The 14895-nt window shown below is 74.3% G+C and carries 1 protein-coding gene; it reads right to left on the bottom strand.

The window, feature by feature from the left end:
- Positions 1-12: 12 nt before the first annotated feature.
- The gene (locus MUY14_RS00555) at positions 13-14895 is read right to left on the bottom strand and encodes a type I polyketide synthase (protein WP_247019672.1); all 14883 of its coding nucleotides are present in this window, start codon (positions 14893-14895) and stop codon (positions 13-15) included.

Below are 14895 nucleotides of genomic sequence, written 5' to 3'. Positions count from 1 at the left end.
GTTTCGTTCTGGTCAGGGAAGATCGAGGGCCAGGGAGACGAGGTCGTCCACGTTCATGGCGTCGATCGAGGCTTCGGCGGGTTCGGCGGTTCGGGCGAGACCGGCGGCCGGGTCGGCGAGCCGCAGCACCGCGTCGAGCAGTCCGGCTTCCCGCAGCCGGTCCACCGGGATCGCCGCGAGCACGGCGGCGAGGTCGGGCTCGGCCGGTTCGACGTGCAGCTCGGCTTCCAGGTGCGTCGCGAGCGCGGTCGCGTCCGGGTAGCTGAACACCAGCGTCGGGGGCAGCCGCAGGCCGGTTTCGGCGCCGATCCGGTTGCGCAGCTCGACCGCGGTGAGCGAGTCGAAACCGAGGTCGCGGAACGCCTGCCGGGGCGGGACGGCGTCCGGGTCGGCGTGCCCGAGCACGGCCGCCACGTGGGCGCGGACGAACCCGACGAGCACGTCGAGCCGCCCGGCTTCGGGCACTGCGGCCAGGCGTTCCCGCAGCTGCGCGGGTGCGGCCGCACGGGCCGGGGCCCGCACGAGACCCTTGAGCAGCGCGGGCACTTCGCCGCGCACCGTGAGGTCGAGCCGCATCGGGACCAGCGTCGCGCCGCCGTCCGCGCGAGCCGCGTCGAACAGCGCCAGTCCGTCCTCCGTGGACAGTGCGGTGACGCCGCCCCGGCGTTCGCCGTCGCCCATGCCGTCCGCCCACAGACCCCACGCGAGGGACTGCGCGGGCAGACCCGCCGCGCGGCGGTGGGCGGCGAGCGCGTCGAGGAACGCGTTCGCGGCCGCGTAGTTGGCCTGCCCCGGCGTGCCGAGGGTGCCCGCGGCCGAGGAGAACAGGACGAACTCCGTGACGTCGCCGGCCAGCTCGTGCAGGTGCCAGGCGGCGTCGGCCTTGGCCTGCAGCACGGTCTCGACCTGCTTCGGCGTGAGGGTCTCGACGACGCCGTCCGCGAGCACCCCGGCGGCGTGCACCACCGCCGTGACGGGGTGCTGCGCGAGCAGTGCGGCCACCGCGTCCCGGTCGGCGAGGTCGCACGCGGCGAGCGTGACGTCCGCGCCGAGTTCGCGCAGCTCAGCAGCCAGTTCGGGGGCTCCCGGCGCGGCCTCGCCGCGTCGGCTGACCAGCACGAGGTGTTCGGCCCCGCGGGTGGCCAGGTGGCGCGAGACGGCCGCGCCGAGCGCTCCCGTCCCGCCGGTGACCAGGACGGTTCCGCCGGTCGCCGGGACTTCGCCGTCGCCGGCGCGGACGCGAGCCAGCCGCGGCACCAGAAGACCGCCGTCGCGGACCGCCGCCTGCGGTTCCCCGGTCGGCACCGGCACGGCGGCCGGGTCGTCCAGGTCGAGCAGCGCGAACCGGTCCGGGTGCTCGGCCTGCGCGGAGCGCAGCAGGCCCCACACCGCGGCCGCGGCGAGGTCCGGCACGTCTTCGCCGGGCCGGGTGGCGACGGCACCGCGGGTCACGACGACCAGCCGTGCCCCGTCCCCGGCCACCCACTCCCGCGCGGTGTCCAGCACGCTCGTGACGGTCTCCCGCACCACGTCCGGCACCGCGCCTTCGAGCCGCGGCACCGGCAGGAACACCACCTCCGGTCGTGAGCGGGAAGCAGGGTGGGAACCCTGTTTCCCACTCACGACCTCGGCACCGGACCGCTCCAGCGCGGCGACCAGGTCGGGGTCGTCACCGCGCACCGCGCACGTCGTGAACGGCGGCTCGGTGACCGCCGCCGGGACCCAGTCGACGCGGAACAGCGCGTCGCGCACGCCGAGGCCCTCGGCCGAGAACGGCCGCAGGGCCAGCGCGTCGACGACCCCCACCGGAGCGCCCGTCCCGTCGGCGAGGGCGAGCGCGAACCCTTCGGGCACCGGGGTGAGCCGGACCCGCAGGCTCGTCGCCCCGGTCGCCGTGAGGTGCACGCCGGTCCAGGCGAACGGCAGCTTCGCGGTGCCGTCGCCTCGCAGCGCCGCCGTGTGGAGTGCCGCGTCGAACAACGCCGGGTGCAGCAGGAATCCCGCCGGGACGTCGGGCAAGCCGACCTCCGCGAACAGCTCCTCGCCCCGCGTCCACGCCGCCCGCAGGCCCTGGAACGCCGGCCCGTAGCCGAACCCGGCCTCGGCGAACCGCGGGTAGACGTCGTCGACCGCGACCGGCTCGGCACCGGCGGGCGGCCACTCGCTCAAGGCCACCGCGGGCTTGGCGCCCTCGCTGACCGTGCCCTCGGCGTGCCGGGTCCACGGCTCGGTGGCGTCCCGGCGGGCGTGGACCCGCACCGGCCGCGCCCCGGCTTCGGGAGCACCGACCGTGACCTGCACCTGAACGCCCTGCTCCGGCAGCACGAGCGGCGCTTCGAGAGTCAGCTCCGTGACGACGTCACAGCCGGCTTCGGCCGCGGTCCGCAGCACGAGCTCCAGCAGCGCGGTGCCCGGCAGCAGCGTGGTGCCGCCGACGGTGTGGTCGGCCAGCCACGGGTGCGTCCGCGGCGAGAGCCGGGCCGTGCCGAGGACGCCGTCCTCGTCCGCCAGCGGCACGACCGCCGCGAGCAGCGGGTGGCCGGTCGCGGCCAGGCCCGCCGAGGTGACGTCGCCGGATGGCGCGGCGGCCAGCCAGAACCGCTCGCGCTGGAAGGCGTAGGAGGGCAGGCCGACGTGCCCGCCGCCGGGGCCGAAGCCGGCGGCCCAGTCGACCGCGCCACCCCGGACGTACCGCCGGGCCAGCGCGGTGACCAGCGTTTCCACCTCCGGCCGGCCGGCACGCAGCGTCGGGACGGCCTCGCCGTCGCCGACCATCGCGCTCAGCACGCCATCGGGGCCGAGTTCCAGGAAGTCCGTGGCACCGGTGGCGCGCAAGGCGTCATGGAACCGGACCGGCTCGCGGACCTGACGGACCCAGTGCGCCGCCGTGGCCGGATCGCTGTCCTCCACTGTGGACACGATCGGGATGACGGCGTCGGCGAAGGTCAGGCCCTCGACGACCGCTCGGAACTCTTCGAGCATCGGCTCCATGAGTCCACTGTGGAAGGCGTGACTGGTGTTGAGCCGCTTGGTCTTGGCGAACGTCGCCGCGTACTCGGTGACCGCGTCTTCCTCACCGGAGAGCACCACCGAGTCCGGTCCGTTGACCGCGGCCAGCGAGACACCGTCCGGCAACTGGATGTCCACTTCGGACGCTTGGACGGCGATCATCACGCCACCCTCGGGGAGTTGCTGCATCAATCGACCGCGCGCGGCCACGAGCGTGCCCGCGTCTTCGAGGCTCAGCACCCCGGCGACGTGTGCGGCCGCGATTTCCCCGACCGAGTGCCCCAGGACGACGTCGGGCCGGACGCCCCACGCTTCCAGGAGCCGGAACAGCGCGACCTCGAGCGCGAAGATCGCCTGTTGCGCGAACTCGGTGCGGTCGAGTTCGGCGGTGTCGAGAACGGTCTTCAGCCGCGGGTCGAGGTGCGCGCAAACCGCGTCGAACGCTTCCGCGAAGACCGGGAACGCCTCGTACAGCTCACGTCCCATGCCCGGCCGCTGCGAGCCCTGGCCGGTGAAGAGGAACGCGGTCCGGCCGTCCGGCACGACGGCGCCGGTGACGACGCCGGGTTCGCCACGGCCGAGCGCGGCCAGCCCGGCCTCGACGTCGCCGACGACGACGGCGCGGTGGGCGTGCTGCGCCCGCGTGGTGACCAGCGCGTGGGCCACGGCCGGGAGCGGGTGGCCGGCCAGGTGCGCCCGCAGCCGGATCGCCTGCGCGCGCAGGGCGGCCGGCGACTTGGCGGTGAGCACGACGGGCGGGCACGGGTGCGCCGGGACGGCCGCTTCGGCGGCCCCCGGACCGGCTTCGAGGATGACGTGGGCGTTGGTGCCGCTGATCCCGAACGACGACACCGCGGCCCGCCGGACCCCTGCCGGCAGGCTGACCGGCTCGGTGAGGAGCCGGACGGCACCGGCGGTCCAGTCGACGTGCGGGGTCGGCTCGTCGACGTGCAGGGTCTTGGGGAGTACGCCGTGGCGCAGCGCCTGCACCATCTTGATCACGCCCGCGACCCCCGCGGCGGCCTGGGTGTGGCCGAGGTTGGACTTGATCGACCCGAGCCACAGCGGGGTTTCCCGGCCCTGCCCGTAGGTGGCGAGCACCGCTTGGGCCTCGATGGGGTCGCCGAGACGGGTGCCGGTGCCGTGCGCCTCGACGACGTCCACATCGGCCGGTTCGAGCCCTGCGGTCGCCAGCGCCGCCCGGATCACCCGCTGCTGCGAGGGTCCGTTCGGTGCCGTCAAGCCGTTGGACGCGCCATCGGAGTTGACCGCGGACCCGCGCACGACGGCGAGCACGTGGTGGCCGTTGCGCCGGGCGTCGGACAGCCGTTCCAGCACGAGGACCCCGACGCCTTCCGACCAGCCGGTGCCGTCGGCGGCGGCCGCGAAGGGCTTGCAGCGACCGTCGGGCGCCAGGCCGCGCTGACGGCTGAACTCGACGAACGTCGCCGGCGTCGCCATCACCGTGACTCCGCCGGCGAGCGCGAGCGAGCACTCCCCCTGCCGCAGCGCCTGGGCGGCGAGGTGCAGGGTGACCAGGGACGACGAGCACGCCGTGTCGACGGTGACGGCCGGGCCTTCGAGCCCGAACGAGTACGCGACGCGTCCGGAAAGGACACTGCCGGAGTTGCCGATGCCGACGAACCCTTCGACGCCCTCGGGAACGGTGGTCAGGCGGGCGCCGTAGTCGTGGTACATCTGGCCGGCGAAGACACCGGTCCGGCTGCCGCGCAACGAACCCGGGTCGATTCCGGCGCTCTCGAAGGCTTCCCACGACGTCTCGAGCAGCAGCCGTTGCTGCGGGTCCATGGCGAGGGCTTCGCGGGGGCTGATCCCGAAGAACGCCGCGTCGAATTCCGCCGCGTCGTAGAGGAATCCGCCCTCGCGGGTGTAGGTCGTGCCGGTGCGCTCGGGGTCGGGGTCGTACTCGACGTCCCAGCCGCGGTCGGCCGGGAACTCGCCGATCCCGTCACGGCCTTCCGCGACCAGGCGCCAGAGGTCGTCCGGGCTGGTGACGCCACCCGGGTAGCGGCAGCTCATGCCGACAATGGCGATGGGCTCGTCGACGGCCGCGATCACCGGCGCTTCCGAGTCCGCGCGTTCCCCGGTCAGCTCGGCTTCGAGGTGCTCGGCCAGTGCGGCGGGGGTGGCGTAGTCGAACACGACGGTCGCGGCGAGCCGCAGCCCGGTGACGGCGTCGAGCCGATTGCGCAGCTCGACGGCGGTCAGCGAGTCGAACCCCAGCTCGGAGAACGCCTGCCCAGCATCGACCGCGGCGGCCGACGCATGCCCGAGCACGGCCGCGGCCTCCGCCCGGACGACCTCGAGGAGGTTCTCGGTGCGGGGTGCCGAGGCGGCCCGCCGGATCGGCACCCGGACGAGCCCGCGCAGGATCGGCGGAAGGTGCTCGCCCCGGGCCCGCAGGCCGGCGTGGTCGAGCAGCACCGGCCAGAGCACGGGTTCGGCGTGCGAGAGGGCGGCGTCGAACATCGCCAGCCCGGTTTCGGTATCGATCGAGCGCATACCACTGCGCTCGATACGGCGGCGCTCAGCTACGGCGACTTGGGCCGCGGTATCGCCACCACCCTCGATCCGGCCGCCCTCGACCGCCACGACCCGGGCCGCGGTACCACCACCACCCTCGATCCGGCCGCCCTCGACCGCCACGACCCGGGCCGCGGTATCGCCACCACCCTCGGCCGCGGTATCAACCGCACGCAGCCCACCACCGTCGAAACGACGGGCCTCGGCATCAACCGCACCCACGCCGCCCTCGATGCGGCGCCGCTCGGTCGCTGCTAGCTCGGCGGCCATGCCGCCGTCCAGCCATGGGCCCCAGGCCAGCGATCGGGCCGGGAGGCCGTGGGCCGCGCGGTGGGTGGCGAGTGCGTCGAGGTAGGCGTTCGCTGCCGCGTACCCCGCCTGCCCCGCGCTGCCGAAGCCGCCCGCGACCGAGGAGAAGAGCACCAGGTTCGCGTCCGGGGCCAGCTCGTGCAGGTGCCGGGCCGCATCGGCCTTCGGGGCGAGCACCGCGGCGAGGCGGGCCGGGTCCTGGGTGGCGAGGAGGCCGTCGTCGAGGACGCCGGCCGCGTGCACCACCGCGGTCGGGGGCAGCGTCTTGACCAGGTCCGCCACGGCCGTCCGGTCGGCGACGTCGCACGCGACCACGGTGACCTTCGCCCCGGCGGCTTCCAGTTCGGCGACGAGGTCCTCGGCCCCGGGCGCGTCGAGGCCGCGGCGGGAGGTGAGCACCAGGTGCCCGGTCCCCTGCTCAGCGAGCCGCCGGGCGATGGCCGCGCCGAGGGCACCCGTGCCGCCGGTGATCAGGACCGTCCCCTGCGGGCCGGCGATCCGCACGGGGTCGCCGGCCGCTTCGGCGCGGGCCAGTCGCGGCACGAGGACGCGGCCGTTCCGGACCGCGGCTTCCGGCTCGTCGGGCAACGCGGGCAGCTCGTCGTCCGGCCCCAGGTCGGCCAGCACGAACCGGCCCGGGTGTTCCAGCTGCGCGGTCCGCAGCAGGCCGCGAGCCGCGGCGGCAGCCAGGTCGGTGATGTCCTCCCCCGGCTGCGTCGCCACGGCACCGCGGGTCATGACGACCAGGCGGGCCGTGGCGGAGCGCTCGTCGGCGAGCCAGTTCCGCACCAGCTCGAGAGCGTTCGCCACCGCCTCGGCCAGGTCACACGACTCCCACTCGACGGCGACCACCGGCACCGGCTCGGTGACGTCGGCCGGGACCCAGTCCAGGCGGTACAGGGGATGCGTGACCTGCGCCGCCGCCACCGGGCGCAAGGCCAGCGAGCGCACGCTCGCCACCGCGCGGCCGGTCTCGTCGGCGAGGGTCAGCGTCACCGCGTCCGGGCCCGCGGGCCGGATGCGGACCCGCAGGGCGCCCGCGCCCGCCGCCGTCAGGGACACACCCGTCCACGAGAACGGCAGGTGCGGGCCGTCGACGAAGCCGCCGAGGCCGAGTCCGTGCAGAGCCGCGTCGAGCAGGGCCGGGTGGAGGCCGTAGTCCTCCGGCGCGTACTCCGACGGCAGCGCGACCTCGGCGTACACCGTCTCGCCGTCCCGCCAAGCCGCCCGCAGGCCCTGGAACGCAGGCCCGTAACCGAAACCCTGTTCCGCGGCGCGATCGTAGAGGTCGTCCACCGGCACCGCGACCGCGGGCGGCCATTCGGTGAGGTCTTCCGCTTCGACGGCTTCCTCGCTCACCTTGCCGGTGGCGTGCAGCGTCCAAACGTCCTCATCGGACTGTCGCGAGTGGATGGTCACGGTGCGATCGGATCCCACCGCCACGCGGAGAGCGACCTCGCCGTGCAGGACGAGCGGCGCACCCAACGTCAGTTCGTCGACGACCGGCCAGCCCAGTTCCGCGCCCGCGCGCAACGCCAGTTCCGCGAACGCCGAACCCGGCAGCAACGGCGTGCCCAGCACCTCGTGCTCGGCCAGCCACGGCACCGTCCGGGCCGACAGCGAACCCGTGAACACCGTCCCCGCGTCGGGCAGCTCGACGGCGGCGCCCAGCAGCGGGTGCCCGGGCGCGGACTGGCCGAGCGCCGTCACGTCCCCCGCGGCCGGACCGGCGTCGAGCCAATACCGGCTGCGCTCGAAGGCGTAACCGGGCAAATCGACGGGGGCCGACTCGGCGAACACGGCCGACCACCGCGGCGAAACCCCGCTGACGTGCAGCCGGGCCAACGCGGACATCGCCGACGCGACTTCGGCGCGACCGGCCCGCAGCACCGGAACGGCTCCGTCGACCATCGCGCTCAGCACCGCGTCCGGCCCGATCTCGACGAACGTCCGCGCGTCCGCGGCCGCGACCGCATCAGCGAACCGGACACACTCGCGGACCTGACGCACCCAGTAGCCCGAGCCGTCACCTTCCACAGTGGACACCCAGGGAATGACCGGTTCGGCCATGGCGAGCCCGTCGATGGCCGCCGCGAACTCGGCCAGCATCGGCTCCATCAGTGCCGAATGGAAAGCGTGACTCGTGTTGAGCCGCTTGGTCTTCGCGAACGTCGACGCGTACTCGGTCACGGCAGCTTCCTCGCCCGACAGCACCACCGAGTCCGGCCCGTTCACCGCGGCCAGGGAAACACCCTCCGGCAGCTGAAGGTCCGCTTCGGACGCCTGGACCGCGATCATCACGCCACCCTCGGGCAGCGCCTGCATCAACCGCCCCCGCGCCGCGACCAGCGTGGCCGCGTCTTCGAGACTCAGCACCCCAGCGACGTGTGCCGCCGCGATCTCGCCCACCGAATGCCCCACAACGACATCAGGCCGGACTCCCCACGATTCCAGCAGGCGAAAGAGAGCCACTTCGAGAGCGAAGATGCCTTGCTGCGCGAGATCGGTATCCGCCGCCCCGGAGAGTTCCTTGACCCGCGGGTCAAGATAGGCGCATGCAGCGTCGAAAGCCGCCGCGTACACCGGGAAGGTCTCGTACAACTCCCGGCCCATCCCGGCCCGCTGCGAACCCTGCCCGGTGAACAGGAACGCGACCTTGCCGCTCTCGGCCTGCCCGACGTGGGCACCCGACCCCGCCGCCACGGCCTCGAGCCCGCGCAGCAGTTCGGCCCGGTCCGCGCCGACGACCGCAGCCCGGTGGTCCAGCGCCGCGCGTCCGGTGGCCAACGTGCGAGCCACCGCCTCGACCGGCTGCTCCGGCGCCGCAATCAGCCGTCGTGCCTGCTCGCGAAGAGCAGCCGGCGACTTGGCCGAGAGCACCCACGGCACGACCGGCAGCCCGGCCGACGCGACCACGGCATCGGGAGCCTCTTCCAGCACCACGTGCGCGTTGGTCCCACTGATCCCGAACGACGACACGCCGGCCCGCCGAGGCCGGCCGGAAGCCGGCCACTCGACGGACTCCGTGAGCAGCCGAACCGCACCGTCGGTCCACTCGACGTGCGGGGTCGGCTCGTCGACGTGCAGTGTCTTCGGCAAGACCCCGTGCCGCAGGGCCTGCACCATCTTGATCACACCCGCGACCCCCGCCGCGGCCTGCGTGTGGCCGATGTTCGACTTGATCGACCCGAGCCACAGCGGCTCCGCGCGATCCTGCCCGTAGGTGGCGAGCACAGCCTGGGCCTCGATGGGATCCCCGAGACGAGTGCCGGTGCCGTGCGCCTCGACAGCGTCCACATCGGACGGTGTCAGACCTGCAGTCGCCAACGCAGCGCGGATCACCCGCTGCTGCGACGGCCCGTTCGGCGCCGTCAAGCCGTTCGACGCACCATCGGAGTTGACCGCCGAACCGCGGACCACCGCGAGCACGCGGTGCCCGTTGCGCCGGGCGTCGGACAGGCGTTCCAGGACGAGGACGCCGGAGCCTTCACCCCACCCGGTGCCGTCGGCCGCCGCGGCGAACGACTTGCACCGCCCGTCGGCCGAGAGTCCGCGCTGGCGCGAGAACTCGACGAACGTCGCCGGGGTCGCCATCACCGTGACACCCCCGGCCAGCGCCAGCGAACACTCGCCCGACCGCAGCGCCTGCGAAGCCAGGTGCAACGCGACCAGCGACGACGAACACGCCGTGTCCACCGTGACCGCCGGGCCTTCCAGTCCGAACGAGTAAGCGATCCGTCCGGAAAGGACACTGCCGGAGTTCCCGATCCCGAGGAACCCTTCGACGTCCGCCGGCGCGGTCGTCAGCCGGGCGCCGTAGTCGTGGTACATCAAGCCGGCGAAGACGCCGGTCCGGCTGCCGCGCAGCGAATCCGGCGCGATGCCCGCGTGTTCGAACGCCTGCCACGACGTCTCCAGCAGCAACCGCTGCTGCGGGTCCATCGCCAGCGCCTCGCGCGGCGAGATCCCGAAGAACGCCGCGTCGAACTCGGCGGCGTCGTAGAGGAAACCGCCTTCACGGGTGTAGGTCGTGCCCGAACGCTCCGGGTCGGCGCTGTGTTCCACGTTCCAGCCGCGGTCGTCCGGGAAGAACCCGATGCCGTCGCGGCCTTCCGCGACCAGCCGCCACAGGTCGTCCGGCGAGGCGACGCCGCCGGGGTACCGGCAGCTCATGCCCACGATCGCGATCGGCTCGTCGGCCGGGACGACCGTCGCCGCAACTTCCGACACCGAGGTGCCCAGCAGCTCCGCGCCGAGGTAGGCGGCCAGCGCGTCCGCGCCGGGGTGGTCGAAGACGAGCGTTGACGACAGCCGGAGCCCGGTTGCCTCGGCGAGCCGGTTGCGCAGCTCGACCGCGGTCAGCGAGTCGAAGCCGAGGTCGCTGAACGCGCGGGCGGCGTCGACGCGGGCACCCGGCTCGTGCCCGAGCACGGCCGCCGCTTCCGTCCGCACCAGGTCCAGCAGCAACGTCTCGCGCTCGGCCGCGGGTGCGGCGGCCAGCCGGTCGCCGAACGACGAAACCGGGCGGACGCGCCGGGCCGGGGTGCGCACGAGGCCGCGCAAAAACGCCGGCACCGGACCGCCGCGCAAGGCCGCGAGGTCCAGTCGCACGGGCAGGGTGACCGCCTGATCCGCGGACAACGCTGCGTCGAAGAGCGCGAGACCGTCCTCGATGGACAGTCCGTCGCGGCCGTCGGCCATGCCGGTTTCCCAAGCACCCCAAGCCATCGAGCTGCACCGGAGACCGGCGGCGCGACGGTGGTCCGCCAGCGCGTCCAGATAAGCGTTGGCGGCGGCGTAGTTCGCCTGGCCGGCCGCGCCGAAGACGCCCGCGACCGACGAGAACAGGACGAGGTGCGCGTCGGGAACGAGTTCGTGCAGCAGCCAGGCCGCGTCCACCTTCGGCCGCAGCACGGCCTCGAGCCGCTCCGGCGTCAGCGAAGTGAGGACGCCGTCGTCGAGCACTCCGGCGGCGTGCACCACCGCCGAGAGGCCGGGCAGCGAGCCGGCCAGCGCCGAAACGGCGTCCCGGTCGGTGAAGTCGCAGGCCACGACCTCGGCACCCAGCTCGGTGAGGGCCGCCGCCCCGGGTGCGGCCGGACCGCGGCGACCCGCGACGACGACGCGTCCGACACCCCGGTCGAGGAGGTGCCGGGCGAGCGCGGTGCCGAGCGCGCCGGTGCCGCCGGTGACGAGAACCGTTTCCCACGAGGGGAAATCCGCCGCCGGCACGGCGGCGCGGGTCAGGCGGGGCACGAACACCCGGCCCTCGCGAACCGCGAACTGCGGCTCGCCGGCCGGGAACCGGGTCAGCCCCTCGACGTCGTCGGTGTCCACCAGCACGAACCGCTCGGGGTGCTCGGCCTGCGCGGCCCGGACCAGACCGCCCACGGCCGCACCCACGAGGTCGTCCCCGCCCCGCGTCACGACGACCAGGCGCTCGTCCGGCGCGGGATCCGCGGCGAGCCAGTCCTGCAGCTCGGCGAGCACCCGCGCGGTCTCAGCGTGCACCGCGGCGGGATCCGTACCGGCGGCGACGGTCAGGAACACCGGCCGGATGTCCTCGGCCGTGCCGCCCGGCGGCAACTGCGGCCAGTCGAGGGCGAACAGCGACTGCCGCGGCACCGCCACGGGCCGCACGGTCAGCGCCTCGACCGCGACGACCGGCTCCCCGGCTTCGTCGGTGGCCACCAGCGTGATCGTCTCGGCGCCGGTGGCCGACAGCCGGACACGCAGGGTCGAGCGGCCGCGCGCGGGCACCGTCACACCGGTCCAGCTGAACGGCACCCGGCCCGCACCGGTGTCCGGGAGGACGCCGAGCGCCATCGCGTGCAGCGCACTGTCGAGCAACGCCGGGTGCAGCGCGAACTTCCCCGCGTTGTCCAGGGGCAGCTGCACCTCGGCGAAGACGTCGGTTCCCCGCCGCCAGGCCGCGCGCAGGCCCTGGAACGCCGGGCCGTAGCCGAAGCCGCGGTCGCCGAACCGGGTGTAGAGGTCGTCGACGTCGACGGGTTCGGCACCCGCGGGCGGCCACTCGACCGCGCTGGTCGCGAGCCGGTTTCCGCTGGTCAGCGTGCCGGTGGCGTGCCGGGTCCAGGGCTCGTCGAACCCCGAGCCGGCCGGGCGCGAGTAGATCCGCAGGGTGCGCGTGGCGCCGGGGGCGCCGACGGCGATCTGCACCTCGACGCCGCTGTCCGGGAGGGTGAGCGGCGCTTCGAGGGTGAGTTCGCCGATGCCGTCGCAGCCGGCCTGCTCGGCGGCGCGCAGGGCGAGCTCCACGAACGCCGTGCCCGGCACCAGCGTCGAGCCGAGCACCACGTGGTCGGCGAGCCAGGGGTGCGACCGCGGCGAAAGCAGGCCGGTGCACAGGAAGCCGTCGCCGTCGGCCAGCGCCAGCGCGGCCCCGAGCAGCGGGTGGTCGGGGTGGGTGAGCCCGGCGGCGGTGACGTCGCCGGGCGCGACGGGTGAGGCCAGCCAGAACCGCTCGTGCTCGAACGGGTAGTGCGGCAGCGGAAGGCGACGTGCGCCACCGAAGAACGACGGCCAGTCGACGGCCGTGCCGCGGACGTGCAGGGTGCTCAGGCCGCGGATCAGTGTCGCGGCCTCGGGCCGGTCGGCGCGCAGCAGCGGGACGGCGCCGTCGGTGAGCGGGGCGAGGACCGCGGCCGGGCCCAGTTCGGCGAAGACGGTGACGCCCTGGGCGCGCAGCCGCTCGACGCCGTCGTGGAACCGGACCGGCTGCCGCACCTGGCGGACCCAGTAGTCCGCGTCCCAGGCCGCGTCCTCTTCCACAGTGGACACGAGCGGGATCGCCGGGGTGGCGTACGAAAGTCCGGAGAGGACGGTGCGGAACTCGGCGAGCATCGGTTCCATCAGCGCGGAATGGAAGGCGTGACTGGTGCTGAGCCGCTTGGTCTTCGCGAACTTCGCGGCGACCGCCTCGACCGCTTCGGCGACCCCGGACAGCACCACCGAGTCCGGGCCGTTCACCGCGGCGAGGGAAACACCTTCGGGCAGCGGCAGGACTTCGGCTTCCGAGGCCTGCACGGCGATCATCGCGCCGCCTTCCGGCAGAGCTTGCATCAGGCGGCCCCGCGCGGCGACGAGCGTGCAGGCGGCTTCGAGGGAGAGCACGCCGGCGACGTGCGCGGCCGCGATCTCGCCCACCGAGTGCCCGAGGAGCAGGTCGGGCCGCACCCCCCAGGACTCCAGCAGCCGGTAGAGCGCGACTTCGAGGGCGAAAATCGCCTGCTGGGCAAGTTCCGTCTCCGCCGACCCCGAAAGCTCCCTCACCCGCGGGTCGAGGTGTGCGCACACGGCGTCGAAGGCTGCCGCGTAGGCCGGGAACGCCTCGTACAGCTCGCGGCCCATCCCGGCCCGCTGCGAACCCTGGCCGGTGAACAGGAACGCCGTCTTGCCGCCGGGTTCGCCCTGGATGACGTCGAACTCGCGCAACGCCGCCCGAAGTGCGTCCTGCGAGCCGGCGACCACGACGGCCCGGTGGGCCAGCCCGCCCCGCGTGGCCAGCGCGGCCGCCAGCTCCGGCAGATCCGCGTCCACAGTAGACAATTGCTCGGCCTGCTCGCGCAAGGCGGACGCGGTCCGCGCGGACAGCAGCACCGGCGTGACCGGCAACGCGGTCAGCCCGGCCGGTTCGGCCGCCGGGGCCTGCTCGAGGATGACGTGGGCGTTCGTGCCGCTCATCCCGAACGACGACACGCCCGCCCGGCGCGGCCGCCCGGTCTCGGGCCACGGCACCGGCTCGGTGAGCAGCCGGACGTTCCCGGCCGTCCAGTCGACGTGCGGGGTCGGCTCGTCGACGTGCAGCGTCTTCGGCAGCACGCCGTGGCGCAGGGCCTGGATCATCTTGATCACGCCGCCGACACCGGCGGCGGACTGGGTGTGCCCGATGTTCGACTTCAGCGAGCCCAGCCACAGCGGGTGCGGCCGGTCGCGGCCGTAGGTGGCCAGCACGGCCTGCGCTTCGATCGGGTCGCCGAGCCGGGTGCCGGTGCCGTGCGCCTCGACCGCGTCCACATCGGACGGTGCGAGCCGGGCCCCGGCCAGCGCGTCGCGGATCACCCGTTGCTGGGACGGCCCGTTGGGCGCGGTGAGCCCGCTGCTCGCGCCGTCCTGGTTGACCGCGGAACCGCGGACCACGGCGAGGACGTCGTGACCGTTGCGGCGGGCGTCGGACAGCCGTTCCAGCAGGAGCAGGCCGACGCCTTCGGCCCAGCCGGTGCCGTCCGCGGCGGCGGCGAAGGACTTGCACCGCCCGTCCGCGGCCAGCCCGCGCTGGCGGCTGAACTCGACGAACAACGTCGGCGAGGCCAGCACCATGACCCCGCCCGCGAGCGCGAGCGAACATTCGCCCGCGCGCAGGGCCTGGGCGGCGAGGTGCAGCGCGACCAGCGACGACGAGCACGCCGTGTCCACTGTGACCGCGGGGCCTTCGAGGCCGAACTGGTAGGCGAGCCTGCCGGAGATCACGCTGCCCGCGTTGCCGGTGAGCAGGTGGCCTTCGAGTCCCTCGGGGGCGACGGACCAGCCGCTGCCGTAGCCGGAGGAGGACGCGCCGACGAACACGCCGGTGCGGCCGCCGCGCAGGTCCGCCGGGTCGACGCCGGCGTCCTCGAACAGCGCCCACGCCGATTCGAGCAGGATCCGCTGCTGCGGGTCCATCGCGAGGGCGGCGCGCGGCGAGATGCCGAAGAAGTCCGCGTCGAAGCCGGCGACGTCGTCGAGGAAACCGCCGGCGGCCGCGGTACTCGTGCCGCGACCGTCCGGATCGGACAGTGCGGCGAGGTCCCAGCCGCGGTCCGCCGGGAACGGCGTGACGGCGTCGCGGCCGTCCCGCACCAGGTCCCACAGGTCGTCGGGCGACGCCACGCCACCGGGGTACCGGCAGCTCATGCCGACGACGGCGATCGGCTCGGGTTCGCCGGACTCGACCTCCTGCAGGCGCGTGCGCGTCTGCTGCAGTTCGGCGGTCACCCGCCGGAGGTACTCGACCAGCCGGTCCTCGTTGGACAC

The sequence above is a fragment of the Amycolatopsis sp. FBCC-B4732 genome, from assembly GCF_023008405.1.
GTDB lineage: Bacteria > Actinomycetota > Actinomycetes > Mycobacteriales > Pseudonocardiaceae > Amycolatopsis > Amycolatopsis pretoriensis_A.
The sequence above is the reverse complement of the archived record's forward strand: the minus strand, read 5'-3'. Positions and strand labels throughout refer to the sequence as shown.